The 14,697-nt window shown below is 54.7% G+C and carries 14 protein-coding genes; 4 read left to right on the top strand and 10 right to left on the bottom strand.

Translation table 11 applies throughout. The annotated features are described in order from the left end of the window. Positions 1–4: 4 nt before the first annotated feature. The 3 genes from pqqA to JK198_RS04195 form a co-directional block, all read right to left on the bottom strand. Positions 5–76: a pyrroloquinoline quinone precursor peptide PqqA gene (pqqA, locus tag JK198_RS04205; RefSeq protein ID WP_072055929.1), complete on the bottom strand. Its 72-nt coding sequence runs from the start codon at positions 74–76 to the stop codon at positions 5–7. Positions 77–229: 153 nt separating this feature from the next. After that, on the bottom strand, positions 230–1,249 hold the full coding sequence (locus JK198_RS04200) for a dipeptidase (RefSeq protein ID WP_212706895.1): 1,020 nt from the start codon (positions 1,247–1,249) through the stop codon (positions 230–232). A 56-nt stretch (positions 1,250–1,305) separates the two neighbouring features. Next, on the bottom strand, positions 1,306–2,181 hold the full coding sequence (locus JK198_RS04195; RefSeq protein ID WP_212706894.1) for an NAD(P)-dependent oxidoreductase: 876 nt from the start codon (positions 2,179–2,181) through the stop codon (positions 1,306–1,308). 325 nt (positions 2,182–2,506) lie between these two features. Here JK198_RS04195 and pqqU point away from each other — a divergent pair, with 325 nt between their 5' ends. Continuing rightward, a complete protein-coding gene (gene pqqU, locus JK198_RS04190) occupies positions 2,507–4,651 on the top strand; it encodes a TonB-dependent receptor PqqU (protein WP_212710097.1) in 2,145 nt (714 codons plus the stop codon). A gap of 44 nt (positions 4,652–4,695) precedes the next feature. Here pqqU and JK198_RS04185 read toward each other — a convergent pair whose 3' ends face one another. Together JK198_RS04185 and JK198_RS16920 are read right to left on the bottom strand one after the other, a co-directional pair. Continuing rightward, positions 4,696–5,751, bottom strand: a complete 1,056-nt coding sequence (locus JK198_RS04185) for an AbrB family transcriptional regulator (RefSeq protein ID WP_212710093.1) — start codon at positions 5,749–5,751, stop codon at positions 4,696–4,698. 1 nt (position 5,752) lies between these two features. Next, the gene (locus JK198_RS16920; RefSeq protein WP_256441121.1) at positions 5,753–5,881 is read right to left on the bottom strand and encodes a hypothetical protein; all 129 of its coding nucleotides are present in this window, start codon (positions 5,879–5,881) and stop codon (positions 5,753–5,755) included. A 257-nt stretch (positions 5,882–6,138) separates the two neighbouring features. Between JK198_RS16920 and JK198_RS04180 the strand changes: the two genes are divergently transcribed. From JK198_RS04180 to JK198_RS04170, 3 genes are all read left to right on the top strand, one after another. Further along, positions 6,139–7,308, top strand: coding sequence for a benzoate/H(+) symporter BenE family transporter (locus JK198_RS04180; protein WP_212706891.1), 1,170 nt, complete (start codon positions 6,139–6,141; stop codon positions 7,306–7,308). A 149-nt stretch (positions 7,309–7,457) separates the two neighbouring features. After that, on the top strand, positions 7,458–8,645 hold the full coding sequence (locus JK198_RS04175) for a hypothetical protein (RefSeq protein ID WP_212710091.1): 1,188 nt from the start codon (positions 7,458–7,460) through the stop codon (positions 8,643–8,645). After that, positions 8,645–11,566: a virulence factor SrfB gene (locus JK198_RS04170; protein ID WP_212710090.1), complete on the top strand. Its 2,922-nt coding sequence runs from the start codon at positions 8,645–8,647 to the stop codon at positions 11,564–11,566. Before JK198_RS04175 ends, JK198_RS04170 begins: the two co-directional genes overlap by 1 nt. Here JK198_RS04170 and JK198_RS04165 read toward each other — a convergent pair. The 5 genes from JK198_RS04165 to JK198_RS04145 form a co-directional block, all read right to left on the bottom strand. Further along, a complete protein-coding gene (locus JK198_RS04165) occupies positions 11,540–11,860 on the bottom strand; it encodes a barstar family protein (RefSeq protein WP_212706887.1) in 321 nt (106 codons plus the stop codon). The two genes, JK198_RS04170 and JK198_RS04165, sit on opposite strands and share 27 nt — an antisense overlap. 1 nt (position 11,861) lies before the next feature. Then, on the bottom strand, positions 11,862–12,341 hold the full coding sequence (locus tag JK198_RS04160) for a ribonuclease domain-containing protein (protein ID WP_212710089.1): 480 nt from the start codon (positions 12,339–12,341) through the stop codon (positions 11,862–11,864). 192 nt (positions 12,342–12,533) lie between these two features. Then, complete coding sequence (locus JK198_RS04155) at positions 12,534–12,881, bottom strand: helix-turn-helix domain-containing protein (RefSeq protein WP_212706885.1); 348 nt, start codon at positions 12,879–12,881, stop codon at positions 12,534–12,536. Positions 12,882–13,072: 191 nt separating this feature from the next. Next, complete coding sequence (locus JK198_RS04150; RefSeq protein ID WP_212706884.1) at positions 13,073–13,558, bottom strand: Rrf2 family transcriptional regulator; 486 nt, start codon at positions 13,556–13,558, stop codon at positions 13,073–13,075. 106 nt (positions 13,559–13,664) lie between these two features. Then, positions 13,665–14,594 (bottom strand): ROK family protein, encoded by a 930-nt coding sequence (locus JK198_RS04145; RefSeq protein ID WP_212706883.1) that lies wholly within the window; start codon positions 14,592–14,594, stop codon positions 13,665–13,667. Between the last annotated feature and the right edge of the window lie 103 nt (positions 14,595–14,697).

The raw sequence follows: 14,697 nt of genomic DNA, 5'->3' as shown, positions 1-14,697 counted from the left end.
ATAATTAGCGGTTAGAAATGTACAGAGTCACTTCCATACCCAGACGCATATCGATAAATTCAGGTTTTTTCCACATGATGCTGACCTCAATGTTGCCAATTAAAAGATTCTTAAAATGACTGAAATACATACAACCGCAGTGTCAGTCACTGCGCTATGACACTTCAGCCCGACAAATGTTGCGCCAATGTCAAACTCAGGTCAATGAAAAGATGGTTTCGTTATGTCTTTACCCCGGAAAATGTTTAAAAATCCGTAACCAGTTTTGATAACAGACTCTGGCGATCACCCGCTCCTTAACCCCTTCATTACGCAGGCTTTGTTCAATCAGCGGCAACCCGGCTACATCACCGAGTGCCTGCGGAACGCACACTCCGTCGAAATCGGAACCAAAACCGACATGCTCTTCACCGGCGACATTGATCAGATACATCAGATGCCGGGTGATTACACTCAGGGCAGTCCCCGCATTACGCTGACCATCGGGCCGGATAAACGCATTACCAAAATTAACCCCGACTATCCCGCCGCTGTCAGCGATCATTTTCAGTTGCTGATCGGTCAGATTACGCGGCTGTGGACATAATGCATGGGCACTGGAGTGGGTCGCAACCAGCGGTTGTTGGCTGTAACGCGCGGTGTCTGAAAATGCCTGCTGGTTCATATGAGAAACATCCGTCAGCATATTCAGTGACTGTAACTGACGGATAAGTTCAATGCCGTGGGGAGTCAGGCCTGGCCCGCTGTCCGGAGAACCGGGAAAACGACCGGTCACGCCTTCGCCAAAGGCATTTGCCGTGTTCCAGAACGGACCGACACTGCGTACGCCAGCCTGAAAGAAGGCCTGCAATAGCTGTCCTTGCGTATCCAGCGCATCAGCCCCTTCAATATGGGCAATCATCGCCAGTATTCCGTGTTGCAGGCAGTATTCAACCTCCGCCGAGGTACGACAGATCCTCGCTTTACCATCGGAGTAACGTTCCAGCCGTTGCAGAATCGCCAGCTGTTGCCACATTACCTGAACTTTATCCTGCAACGCATCCAGACGGCCGGGAAAGTGCTGCGCCACATAGGACTGCGGGGGAACAAAAATAGCAAACAGTGCGGCCCCTAAACGTCCGCGGACAATCCGCGAAAAGTCGAGGTGCCCCTCACCGCTATCGCCGAAAAAAAAGACTTCCGGATTATCCGGATGTTTAAGCCATAACTGCATCAGCAAATCATTATGACCATCAATATACACATTCATATACAATCACTTTATACCGGTTGCGCGGAGGGTTGAGGAGCCCCCGCTGCTGTTGGCTATTGTTTGCTGCGGTTAGCCAGAAACTTACTGATCACCGCTAAGTCCTGTTCGCCAAAACCATCATCGACCGCCTGTTGCCATAATTCAGTAATATTTTTCAGGGCCGGTAACTGCTGTACATCGCCTGCCTCAGTCGCCAGCCGCGCATCTTTTAACGCCCAGACCAGCTGCATCTGTGGGGTAAAATCATCACGGCTTATCATCTGCAGTTTGCCTTTGGCATAAGGTGCCGCCAGCGGACCGCCCTCCAGCGCCTGCCAGAGATCTTCCGGACTGAAGCCGAGGGATTCCGCCAGTAATTCACTTTCGGCCAGACTCTGCATTAAACCGATCAGCCAGCTGTTAACCACCAGCTTCATCCGTGAACCGGCACCGGCTTCACCCAGCCACAGGCTGCCTTTGCTGATGGCCGCGAATACCGACTCGGCGGCCGTGGCCCTGCTGCGTTCACCACTGGCAAAAACAGTAATCATGGCGTTTTCTGCGGGGGCTTTGGTCCCCGAGACCGGAGCATCAAGAAACACAACATCCGGGCGCTTCTGCTGCAGGAACTGCTGCAGCAGGCGGGTGGCATCGACGCCAATCGTGCCCATCTGACAGAATATCGCCTGCGCAGAGAGAGCCTCTGCCGCCTGTGCGGCAATATTCAGGGTGGTATCACCGTCTGACAGCATAGTGATAATCACGGCGGCTTCACTTACAGCTTCACTGACACTGTCTGCCAGTTGCAGCCCGGCAGGCACCAGGTCTTCCCCTTTTCCGGCACTGCGGTTCCAGCCACTGACCCTGAAACCTTTTTTGAGCAGGTTGCTGGCAAATGCATGTCCCATTGCCCCCAGACCAAGTACTGCAACTTTTGTTTGCTGGCTCATCTGACCTCCCGCTGTTTCATAAATTATTCGTAGTAACGGATGCTGACCGGTTCAGGCTACCGGCGGGTTATTCTCGCCGCAAATACATATAATAAATGTGTCTTAATATATCATTTCTGCATCGATAACAGCCTTGCCTTACTGACAGGGAAATATAAAAATAAGATTATTATTCATCAGCCTGTACTGATAATCTCCCCGGACACCGCGTTTTTTACCGGTAAAACAGATTACATTTTAACAACAACAGCAAAAAGAGGTAGCATTCTTCTGCCGCAGGAGCGTCTGTCCCGGCCCCGATAAACTGATTGCGAATCTTTCATCAATGAAAATTATTAAATTATCACAGCTTAAAGCCACGCTGATGTTACCGGTTTTACTGCCGACCGGCGTTTTGGCTGCTACCACAGCCCCCGCAGAAAAAGATAATAGCCCCGCCATGATTGTCACCGCCACCCCCTCAGCCAAAGGGCTGTCCGAACTGGATACCCCGGCAGCCGTCAGTGTGGTATATGGCGATGAGATGCGTCAGGCGGCACCTCAGGTTAATTTGTCCGAAGGACTGGCGGGCGTTCCGGGCCTGCAAATCCTTAACCGGCAAAATTATGCCCAGGATTTACAGATGTCGATCCGCGGCTTTGGTTCCCGTTCAACCTTCGGGGTACGCGGTCTGCGCATTTATGTCGATGGTATACCCGCGACTATGCCTGACGGCCAGGGACAGACCTCGAATATTGATATCGGCTCGATCGATCATGTTGATATCCTGCGCGGTCCCTTTTCGGCCCTGTACGGTAACAGCTCCGGCGGGGTGATTAATATTGTCACTCAGCCCGGGCAGCAGCCCGCCACGTTATCTGCCGGCAGCTGGTATGGCAGTTATGGCAGCTGGCGTAACAGTGTCAAAGCCAGTGGTGCCAGCGGTGACGGCAGCCACCCGGGCGATGTGAACTATACCGCGTCGGTGTCACGTTTCACCACCCACGGCTATCGCGACCACAGCAGCGCGCAAAAAAATCTGGCCAATGCACGGCTGGGAGTCCGTATTGATGATGACAGTAGCCTGACCCTGCTGTTTAATTCGGTTCGTATCCATGCCGATGACCCGGGGGGACTGACTCCGGAGATGTGGCGTAACAACCCTCAACAGGTCGCGCCAATAGTCACCCTGTATAATGCCCGTAAAACCGTGGAGCAAACCCAGGCCGGACTGCATTACCTGCGTTCATTTGGTGAGAATAACGATCTGAGCATCATGACCTATGCCGGTATCCGTCAGACCACCCAGTATCAGTCTGTTCCCGCCAAAACCCAGTTCGAGAAAGCGAACCATTCCGGAGGGGTGATTGACCTGACCCGCCATTATCAGGGTATCGATACCCGCTGGACACACCGCGATAACCTGTTCAGCCTGCCGGTCAGTGTTACCGGCGGGCTGGACTACGAAACCATGACCGAGCAGCGCAAAGGCTATGAAAACTTTACCGGTCGCTGGAATGCTGTCGACAGTTATGGCGAGGAAGGAAAATTACGCCGTAACGAGCGTAACCTGATGTGGAACCTGGATCCTTATCTGCAAACGTCCTGGCAACTGACCGGCCAGTGGTCACTGGATGCGGGGCTGCGCTACAGTACGGTTAACTTCTCATCCCATGACCGTTACCTGTCCAATGGCGATGACAGTGGCAGTGCCCGCTACCATCAGTGGCTGCCCGCCGCGTCACTGAAGTACGCCATCGATGATAGCTGGAACACCTACTTGTCTGCCGGTAAGGGGTTCGAAACCCCGACTATCACCGAACTGTCTTACCGTCCGGACGGTAAAAGCGGGCTGAATCTGGCGCTGAAACCTTCGACCAATAAAACGCTGGAATGGGGTACCAAAAAACGCATCGGCTATGGTTTACTGACTGCCGCCGTCTTCCGCACCGATACCAGAAATGAGATTGTTGCGGACAGTAATAATGACGGCCGCGCGACCTATAAAAATGCCGGCAAAACCCGCCGCCGTGGCCTGGAGCTGGGTTTTGAACAACAGTTTGCCGAAAACTGGCAACTGAAAATGGCCTGGACACTGCTGGACGCCCGCTATCTGAGTAACAGCTGTCGCACCACAGACTGTACCGGTAACCGTATTCCGGGCATTGCCCGCAATATGGCCTATGCCGGTATCGAATATGCCCCGGAATCAGGCTGGTATGCCGGTGCTGATATTCACTATCTGAGTAATATTGAAGCCAACGACCAGAATACGGTCAGTGCCCCGTCATACGCGGTAACCTCGGTAAACAGTGGTTATAAATGGCTGGCAGATAACTGGACCCTGGACCTTTCTGCCAGGGTGGATAATCTGTTTGACCGGAAGTATGTCGGCTCAGTGATCGTCGGCGAAACCAGCGGCCGCTATTACGAATCGGCCCCGGGCCGTAATTACGGGGTCGGTTTTAACGTAAGTTACGCATTCCGTTAATCATGCCGGTTCCCCTGCCGTTGCCCGGAGGCGCGGCAGGTTTTTTATAGCCAGCGTACCATCAGCCGTGAAAGTGCCGGGCCGGTAATCAGTACCACAATAAACCGTCCCGTCTGCATCGACATCACAAACGGCTGATTAACATGCCCGGATGCGGCAATAATTGCCACCGAATCGGCACCGCCGGGGCTGGTCGCCAGGTACGCAGTCAGGGGATCGATACCGGCAAAATGCACCAGCATCCAGGCAAAACCACAACAGATACTGAGTAACGTGATAACAGATAATAAGATCCCCGGCAGTGCATGCAGCGCATAACGTAAAATACCGGCCGTAAAACGTAAGCCGATACTCCAGCCAACTACCCCGTAGGCTATTGCCAGCAGCCATACCGGCAGCTCTATGCGTAATCCGGCAAGGTTCTGTAACAGACACCCCGTGACCAGACTGATAAGCATCGGTCCGGCAGGCAGCTTTACCCGTGCCGCCATTAAAGTACTGGCAACAATCACCGTCAGAGTCAGTAAAAAACCGCTGAGATGCAATGGCGGAAAGAAGATAACAGCAGGTGGCGGTTGCCCCGAATCGCTGCTGAAATAATAACTGACCAGGGTTGCCAGTAACGCCACCATCAGCACCCGCAGGTACTGCATAAAAGCAACCAGCCGCGTATCCGCACCGAAACTGCCCGCCATCAGGGTCATCGCAGTGGCGGCCCCCGGCGAGGATCCCCATAACGCCGTGCTGCCCGGTAATACTTTCAGTTTCGCCATCAGCCAGCCCAGCAGTGTACTGGCGGTAAGCACACTGACAACACTGAGCACAAATAACGGCCAGTTATGCTGCATTTCTTGAAATACGCTGGCAGGCATTGCCCTGGCAATCATCATCCCTACCACCGCCTGAGCCAGTTGCTGACAGGGACGCCATAAGGTCACCGGATACCCGGACGCAGAGAAGATAATCGCCGCGAACATCGGCCCGAGCAGCAAAGCCGCCGGAATATGCAGATATTCAAGAAAAATAGCGGCCAGACCGGAGATAATCATCAGCAGCACCGGTCGTCTAATGCGGCCGGGACGCGGAAATATTGTCGACATATTATCCTGCCACCACTGAACAAGCCGCTACCATCAGCACCGGAGCGCTGCCGCCCGCCAGTAACAGGTCGCTGTTTTTCTGCGACATCATCATCAGGGAGGCGTTTTTATCCGTTACGGGTAAGACCATCGGTTGTTCCTTATCTGTTACTGGTCCGCCGGGCGGCGTACGGTAATTACCCGCAGCTAATCCCGGGATATCGTTGAAACAAAGGCTGTCACAGGGCGCAGGATAATGTAGCAGACTTTGAAAATGATAACGAAAAGATCACCGCAGTATTCAGGTTAACCTCCTGAATGTCAGCAGGATATCCGACTATCTTGTGCACTCTCCCCCCCGATGCTATGTTGTGCCCCTTGCCCGTAATCTGTCACGGAGTTTATCCGATGTCTTTCTGTTCCGGCCTGCGTCAGCTTACCCTGCCGATGGTGATTTCCGGTATGGTTGCCGTACTGGTTGGTTATACCAGTTCAGCGGCGATTATTTTTCAGGCGGCAAGTGCCGCCGGAGCCAGTACAGCACTGACCGGCAGCTGGCTGGGGATGCTGGGATTTGCAATGGGGATAACCTCACTCTGGCTGTCAGTACGCTATCGGATGCCGGTACTGACCGCATGGTCAACCCCCGGAGCGGCAATGCTGGCCACCAGCCTGTCCGGTGCCAGTCTGGCGCAGACCATCGGAATCTTTATTTTTACTAATCTGTTGATTATGATCTGTGGTATCACCGGAATATTTGCACGGCTGATGCGATTTATTCCTGTCTCTATCGCCTCAGGTATGCTGGCCGGAATTCTGCTGCATTTTGGCCTGCAGGCGTTCAGCGGGCTGTCGCAGAATTTACCGTTATGCCTCAGTATGTGTGTTTGTTATCTGCTGGCAAAGCGGCTGCAACCACGTTACGCCGTGTTCTATACCCTGCTGGCCGGATTACTGGTGATTCTCTGGCAGGGCAACAGCGCTTTGTCAGACGTTCACTGGCAATGGTCCGCCCCCGTTTTTATTGCCCCGCAATTTGACTGGCAGCTATTACTTGGGGTCGGGATCCCTTATTTTCTGGTCAGTATGGCTTCGCAGAATGCCCCCGGTATTGCCACCCTTCAGGCCCACGGCTATCCGGTGCCCGTTTCACAGGTCACGACCGTTACCGGGGGCGTGGCATTGCTATTATCACCGTTCGGCGGTTTTTCTGTGTGTATTGCGGCAATTACGGCTGCAATCTGTATGGGAGACGACGTCGATCCGCGCGCCGAAAAACGCTGGATGGCCGCGGCAATGGCTGGCGTGTTTTATATACTCACCGGCATTTCCGGGGCGACTATTGCCCTGTTACTCAGCGCTCTGCCGCCGGTGTTTATTCATACCATTGCCGGGCTGGCATTACTGACGACCTTGTCGGGCAGTCTGCAACGCAGTCTGGAACAGCCGCAGCACCGTGATACGGCGATAGTTACCTTTCTGATCACTGCGTCCGGTCTCAGTATTGCCGGAATAGGGGCGGCTTTCTGGGGATTACTCGGCGGTCTTGTTTGTCATTTACTGCTGCGGCGGCGATAGTTCCGTTCCGCCGTCTGCTATTTTTGTATCTATCCGCCGGTCACCCGGTCATTTCTACGGTTAATTTGCCGTTATCCCGTGGCGGTATCTGAGTAACATCGGTATCCGGTGGCCGGTTATTTTCCCGGCAAGGCGCGGGAGGATGACAGATGATAGCGACTTTTCTGACCGGAGAGGCCGGTGCTGATTACCAGATGCTGGGGGTACAAGCCGCACCGGTCACGGATTACAGCCCGCAGATACAGGCGTTGCTCTGTCTGCGGGGCATGCAACACGCCGCTGACTGTTTTGCTATTCCTTTACGGGGCCATGGCAGTGAAGGCATCCAGTGGCACAGCCCGCGGAGCGTAGCGGTTGTCCGCTGGCAGGATGCCGGGGACGCTGAACGCCGCGCAGCCCTGCAAATACTGGAACAGGCCGTCAGCAGCCTGCAACAACTGGCAGAACAATGCCTGGCCGCAGATAACCCGCCAGCAGTGTTTTTTGGCCGTTTATTGCAGAAAATGATGATATTTCCCGGTAAAGAAACTGTTTTCCTGGTCAATAATTTGCCAGTGATTACCTTCTGGGGTCACTGCCCGCAGCAACCTGCGGCAGCAGGCAGCCCCCCTTTGCACAGTCTTGCCGGAGCTCTGCTTTCTCTGAGCCCGGACGGAGAACACTTCACCACAGACAGACCTGTGTTGCCCGTCACCGCAGAAGTGCCCGCCCGGCAGACCGGCAACAATAGCCGTGCAGCGATTACCGGCGGCGTGCTGGCGGCGCTGATACTGGCTGTCGCCGTGAGCGGTTATATGTGGCGATACCAGCGTCCGTCGTCACAACCGCCGGCGGCCATCACTGAGCAGCGATTAGTGACAACCTCAGTGAAACCCCTGTCTGTTGCCCGGCTGCCTTTGCAGCTGGCATCGATAATAGCCGCAGGGGTGAAACCTGTCGCCGCCCCGCCACCGGTCACCAGACACCGGTTGCAGATCCCCGCAGCATCGGTAAAACGCGGGGATGTGAGTTTTATGGACGGTGAATGGCAGGCGGTGATTCACCCGCCACAAAGTCAGCCATTATCTCTGCAATTTACATTCGGTCAGGGTCGCGGGCACCTGCAGATGGTATCTGCCGTCCATGGGCGCTGTCAGGCCGCTGTCAGTCGCGGCTTTCTGCCCTCAGGGACTTTGTCTCTGTACAGCAGATTCAGGGCCGCCTGTCAGGACGGATCCCGGATGCAGGTTCCGGCGGTACTTTGTACGCTGACTACCCGCGGCACAGACTGCACTGCCAGTCTTAAAGGACAACCCGTCCCCCGCACTATCACCCTCTTTTCCACAGGACACGCCTGATGCCTTCCGGACGATTGAATAACCGGTTTTCATTACTGGCTGATACAGGTATCCAGTTTCTGGATACTGAGATCAGTGCCAGTATTGCCCGCGGACTCCGCCATTTTGTGCGCCGCAAAGCCAGTGGCCCGTTGATCCGGGTGGCAGAAGATCCGCAGCAACACTGCTTTTATTTACCGGCTGATAACTCCGGAGATGATGAAATTGTCCGTCCGGAGTATCAGGTCCCTCTCAGTGAGTGTCTGACAGTGTATGCAGATAACTGGCTGCCGGTACCATTTTTCCGGCAGCAGCCGGACGGAAAATGCAGTCACGGACCGGTAAACTGGGTCAGGGTATTTATCAGCCCGCCAGAGGTAAAGGACAGGCACCATAGCCTGACACTGGCCTTTGATACCACTGCGGGAGATCAGCAGACGCGGGATCTGCAGCCAGACCGTGTCGACTGTGATAACGGCCAGCATTTTGCTCCTGCCTGGCGGGATCATGACCTGATGCAGTTTCTCGAATATCCGTGGCTGAATCAGTGGCTACAGTCAGTGTTTGCCTGTCAGGCACCTGCCGGTGGATTGTCCTCCGCGACCCGGTTCAGTTATCAGGCTCATTATCTGAATTTGCTGGAACTGATCAGTATAGCCCTGCCCTGTGAGGCAATGATGCTGCTGCCGTCAGACGGCAGTAACAGACCGGCAGAGGTCGATCTGTTACTGGATATTGGCAACAGCCACAGTTGCGGGATTATCAGCGAACAGCATCCGCAGCAGGATAACCCGTTACTGCACAGCAGCGAGCTGATATTACGTGATTTATCCCGGCCTGCACGCCGCGGGGCGGCCCTGTTCAGCAGTGAAATTGCCTTTGCTCCCTGTCCGTTAGACAAGTATGCCTATTCGGCTGCCAGCGGACGTTCATCGGTATTTCTCTGGCCTTCGATAGTCAGAACCGGTGATGAAGCCCGGCGACTGACCCGCACCTTAAACCAGAGCGGCGGAATGCAAGGGGTCAGCAGCCCGCGGCGCTATAGCTGGGATGACAATATCCCTGAGTATCACTGGTATTATCCCCCGTCCGCCAGCGGTGAACAGCCGGCAGCAATACGCTCTCCGTTTACCCTGCTGATGGATGATCAGGCCAGGATGCTGGATCAGCTGCCTGCGGAACACCAGTTCCCCGTTTGTCATGCCGGGTATCCGCGCAGCAGTTTACTGATGTTTATGCTGTGTGAACTGATCAGCCAGGCATTTTGTCAGATGAACAGCCACAGTCACCGGCAGAAGATGCCCGGTTACAGCGCTCCGCGCCACCTGCGCTCAATTCTGCTGACACTGCCGGCAGCAATGAGTCCGGCGGAAAAAGACCAGGTGCTGCAGCTGGCCCGCCAGGCGGTGATGCTGGTCCGCCAGTCTCTGACCCGGCCCGCGGGCCGGGCGGCACATCCTGATGCTGAACGGTTCTGGCACCCCTTGCCGCGGGTGATTGCTGAAGCTGATGAAGCCAGCTGTGGCCAGCTGTTATGGTTATACAGCCAGCCGGTTCCCCGCTCCGGAGATAACGCGGTCTGTGACCGGCTGATTAATGACTGGCAATTACCCGGCAGATCCCATCGCGGGCTGCGTATCGCTCTGATCGATATTGGCGGGGGGACTACCGATGTTTCGGTGAGTGATTATCTGCCGGTTGGATCCCCGCCAGTGCTGCTGCGGCCTGAGCTGCTTTATCGCAGCGGTTACCCGCTGGCCGGGGAAGATTTGCTGTACGACCTGGTCAGAACTTTTCTGCTGCCGGCATTACAGGAGTACCTGCAACAACAGGGATTAGCCCGGGCAGCGACCGTTGTGCGGCAATTATTTGCCCCCGGCAGTAGTTGTGAGGGCGATACCCCCTGGCGACAACAGTTCAGCCGGCAGTTCTTCCGGCCACTGGCCCTGAAAATACTGGAAAACTACCGGCAGGCAGCCGGGAACGGACAGTGTGAATCCGTAGCCGGCGGCACCGCCGGTGATTTATTAGCCGACCCGCCCGACCATCAGGTCATGGCATATTTCAGCCAGCGGGTCAGCGACATTTCCGCGGTCAGGGGCAGATATGATGCCTGTGAGATGCCGGTTACGGTGAGTTTCACCGCCGTCGAGGCATTTTTTAACTCTGAAAATTTCCGTGCTGCCGGATTACTGACCACTATGTGTGACAACGTCAGACGTCATCAGCCTGATGTCTTGCTATTCAGCGGCAAAAATTCCGCCCTGCCAGCGATTCGCCAGTTGCTGACCCGAAACCTGCCTTTGCCGCCCGGCCATATTATCAGTCTGGACAGACTGCGTTGCAGGGAAAGCATGCCTTTCTGTCGTAACGGAGAACTGATTGATGGCAAATGCAGCGCCATTACCGGCGCTTTTATTCATCAATTGATCCGTCAGCAACGTCTTTATCCCCGCTATATCGCAGCAGGACAGTACGCCGCAGATAATATTATCCGCGAACTGGGTATCATTACTCCCCGGTTTACACTGCCTTATTCACAGGTTTTGCTGCGGTTACCGGCGACCCTGCTTCCGGCCAGCGCGGTGACTTTCGAGCTTTTGCTGGTGCAACGCGTCTCTCTGGGTTACCGCACCAGTGGCGACCCGCGGTTACCGGCCAGCCCGTTACTGAGTGTCTCTCTGCGGGCGACTGAGACTGAAGGCTGTGATAAGGGTGTACAGGTAACGTTGCGCTGGCTGACAGACAGTAACGGCCAGCTGCGCGGGCTGCCGGAAGTAATACAGGTCACTGCCGACGGGCAACAGAATCTGCCCTTGTCACTGGTGGTGATCCGTCTGAATACTCTGGCAACTAACGGTCAGCCCTGTGCCGCTTACTGGAGTGATGACGGGCGGATTGATACCGGCGATGACTCAGCTTTGCTGGCCGGCAGCCAGTAATGCCTGCCAGCGATCGTCCGGCTGTTTATCTCCGTCAAAACGCAGCTGTAATTGTCCGCTCAGCGCCTGTGAAGCCTCAGCCAGTAACTGCAATATCAGGATCAGTCGCGGATTATCCTCCGGCGGGTGCCGCAGTTCAAAGCGCGCCGGCAACGCCATTCCTGCGGTGAGCCAGTCCCAGAGTGCGTCCAGGTTATTCCCAAAGGTTGCCGGACAATGGGTATCTCTGCTCAGTTGCTGATAAAATTGCTGCTGATCACTGAGAGTACGAAAATCAAATACGGCAGTCAGCATCTCAGGGTATCCTCGTAAAGGTCCGGTAATGGTCAGTGGTCAGATAAACCAGCCCGTCGGATGAATAGAGTAACCGGTCTGCGTTACGGTGTCCGCACTGGTAATTAACATCAGCCTCAAACCAGCGCCGGCTGGCAACTTCGGGCAAACGGCCTTCACGGTTCGAGAAGTGATCTCCGCCGATAGCCTTCCCCGGTAAGACGTCACACAAATTCGCTGCGGAGGGATCCCAGCCCTGGCGGCGCGCCTCGCCTTTACGTATATAGAAATCCGGCAGACGGTGGTGCTGATGTATCCAGGCTGCTACCTGATTTGCCGATGTCAGTGCCGTAATGTCAGCAGCACGGGTACCTGACGGGGCAGAAATGGGAACCGCTGAATGGCGGGAGTTGTGGTTTTCAGAATGTTCAGGTGAAGATTTAAGACCCAGCCAGCAGGCAAAAAGGGCAATAATTAACCCGCCCCAGAGTTTTTTAGACATAATAAATTCCTTAGATAAGCAAATTTACTATACCTGTTTTTTAGCCTTCTGGCTGCCGGCATCAATATCTGCAGACAAATGGCGGGTTGCTGTCCCGCTGAAGAGAGCTTATGTCCCTGCTCTGCCGTCACTCTGTGGCTGAAATAACCGCGACAGCGCTGGCCACTGCAGGCGGCCATCTGACGAGGAAAATTAATGCATATAGTGCTGAGGCGCATCGCCGGAAGAACGACGCCATGTTCCGGGGGCCATACCGAATTCGCGTTTAAAACTACGATTGAAGGATTGCTGTGAGTCAAAACCCATCGAAATAGCGACACTCAGGATCGGTTCATTGGTTGTAGTGAGTCTGTCAGCAGATTTTTCGAGTTTTTTCTTACGAATATATTCACCCAGCGCATAACCCGTATGCTCTTTAAACATACGTTGCAGGTGCCATTTGGAGTAACCTGCCCGTTCAGCCACCAGATCAAGATTAAGACGGCTTTCGATATGATTATCAATCCAGCTGATTAAATCATGGAAAAAAGCATTGTTCATCGGTCTCTCCGTCGCGACTAAAAGAAATAGTATCAATTGCAGTTGCATTTAATGGTGCGCCAATCCGCATTAAAATGCAAACATAATTGATACATTAAATGCCTTACTGATTCAGTGGGAATTGAGTTACCGCCGCCGCGGGTGGCTCGCGGCGGCTGTGCAGCATCATTCTGCGGCTACCGGCCCGCGGGCTATTCTGCAGTCTGACCGTCTGCCAACAGGGGTTCTTTCTGCGGCCGGGTATTATGGCCCGCTTTGCCGGTAATTTCGGCCAGTGCGGTTGCCACAGAACGTGTGGCCAGTACATTCAGAGATGCCTGTTCCGCTTCTGCGGCAAGGGATTTAAAATACCAGCAGACATTGGCACTGACGATACAACAAGGCTTCTTAACATCTGGCCGGGAGTTGAGCAGTTTTTTCTCATCAGTCACCGACAGATAGATATCGCGCAGAGAAATTTCGGCTGCCGGACGACCGAGATGGATAGACCCGGTACGGCCAAGGGTTGTAACGATTATTCCGTCACGGGTGAGAGGCACCATAAGTTTACGGATTAGACTGGGATTAGATTCCAGGCCTTTAGCAAGGATAGCACTGGTGGAACGTTCACCCTGTTGCTCTGCCATAGCAACACTGAGAACCATCTGTAGTGCTGTAGGAAAGCGATAATCTAGCATTTATGTTCCTCTGGGAAAGGGAAGGTAATAAGCCTGAATGGCATGTGGATCCTAACAAAAAAACCCCGGACTGAGAAGCCAGCCCGGGGCCACACCGCACAGAACTTTAAGTCAGACGGCGGCCCAGCATGGCGGCACCCAGTAACCCGCCCTGCTGATGGAGGCTGGCCGGGACGATTAGCGGCTGATCACCGCTGCGCAGGATTCTGGCCCTGACTTCGCGATCCAGTAGTTCAATTAATGCCCTGTCCGATGCCAGTCCGCCCCCGGCAACCACTTTTCCCGGACCGAGGGTATTAATCACCACCGATAATACTTCGCTGACCAGCTGCGACCAGAGATATACTGTCTGCATAGCCCGGGGTTCCTGCCGGTGCCAGTCGTCAATAATGGTACGGCTGTCTGCTGCGTCCATAAAGCAGTGGGCATAAATTCGTTCCAGCCCGCGGGCAGCGCCAAGGGTGTCGAGGCACCCCTGCTGCCCGCAGCCACACGGTAACCTGGGCAGGTGAAGAGTTTTCCCCCCGTAACGGAATTCCGTGCGGGTCACCGGACCATGTCCCCACTCTCCGGTCAGTCCGCCTGCCCCCCGTATAATCTGTTGCCGGTACACCAGTCCGCCGCCGACACCACTGCCAAGAATAATGCCCAGTACCATTTCAGCGTCTCTGGCGCTGCCCTGTATTGCTTCCGCCAGGGTAAAACAATCGGCGTCGTTGCCTGTCACGACCGGACGCTGAAAAATCGACGATAGCTCTTGTGCTACCCGGTGACCGTTAAAGGCAGGAAGATTACCTGCAAGGATCGTATCAGCCTGCTGGTCGACTACCCCGGCGGCCGAAATGGCAACCGGTGATCCGCGGCTCAGTAACGGTGCAGCCTGTGCCAGTAACTGCTGTAGTGCCGCGCATAATGCCGGCCAGTCCCGCGCCGGCACCGGTAAACTGCCAATGGTCTGTAGCTGATCATCCGGCATCATTACGGCACTTTTAATAAAAGAGCCGCCAATATCAAAGCACATTACTGCTGTATTCATAGTTACACCCGGTCAGACCCCTGTCTCAGAAACGGGCACAGTATAAAGTGATTACCGCGGGGTGAAAACGCCGATAACTTTCCCTGAGACTGCCCCTGCCCTT

This window comes from Tatumella sp. JGM91 (assembly GCF_018257575.1).
Taxonomy (GTDB): Bacteria; Pseudomonadota; Gammaproteobacteria; order Enterobacterales; family Enterobacteriaceae; genus Tatumella; species Tatumella punctata.
The sequence above is the reverse complement of the archived record's forward strand: the minus strand, read 5'-3'. Positions and strand labels throughout refer to the sequence as shown.

Bases quoted from the DNA above. Each gene is read 5' to 3' on its own strand.
- JK198_RS04200 (WP_212706895.1), bottom strand. From the start codon at position 1,249: ATGAATGTGTATATTGATGGTCATAATGATTTGCTGATGCAGTTATGG.
- JK198_RS04195 (WP_212706894.1), bottom strand. From the start codon at position 2,181: ATGAGCCAGCAAACAAAAGTTGCAGTACTTGGTCTGGGGGCAATGGGA.
- pqqU (WP_212710097.1), top strand. From the start codon at position 2,507: ATGAAAATTATTAAATTATCACAGCTTAAAGCCACGCTGATGTTACCG.
- JK198_RS04185 (WP_212710093.1), bottom strand. From the start codon at position 5,751: ATGTCGACAATATTTCCGCGTCCCGGCCGCATTAGACGACCGGTGCTG.
- JK198_RS16920 (WP_256441121.1), bottom strand. From the start codon at position 5,881: ATGGTCTTACCCGTAACGGATAAAAACGCCTCCCTGATGATGATGTCG.
- JK198_RS04180 (WP_212706891.1), top strand. From the start codon at position 6,139: ATGTCTTTCTGTTCCGGCCTGCGTCAGCTTACCCTGCCGATGGTGATT.
- JK198_RS04175 (WP_212710091.1), top strand. From the start codon at position 7,458: ATGATAGCGACTTTTCTGACCGGAGAGGCCGGTGCTGATTACCAGATG.
- JK198_RS04170 (WP_212710090.1), top strand. From the start codon at position 8,645: ATGCCTTCCGGACGATTGAATAACCGGTTTTCATTACTGGCTGATACA.
- JK198_RS04165 (WP_212706887.1), bottom strand. From the start codon at position 11,860: ATGCTGACTGCCGTATTTGATTTTCGTACTCTCAGTGATCAGCAGCAA.
- JK198_RS04160 (WP_212710089.1), bottom strand. From the start codon at position 12,341: ATGTCTAAAAAACTCTGGGGCGGGTTAATTATTGCCCTTTTTGCCTGC.
- JK198_RS04155 (WP_212706885.1), bottom strand. From the start codon at position 12,881: ATGAACAATGCTTTTTTCCATGATTTAATCAGCTGGATTGATAATCAT.
- JK198_RS04150 (WP_212706884.1), bottom strand. From the start codon at position 13,558: ATGCTAGATTATCGCTTTCCTACAGCACTACAGATGGTTCTCAGTGTT.
- JK198_RS04145 (WP_212706883.1), bottom strand. From the start codon at position 14,594: ATGAATACAGCAGTAATGTGCTTTGATATTGGCGGCTCTTTTATTAAA.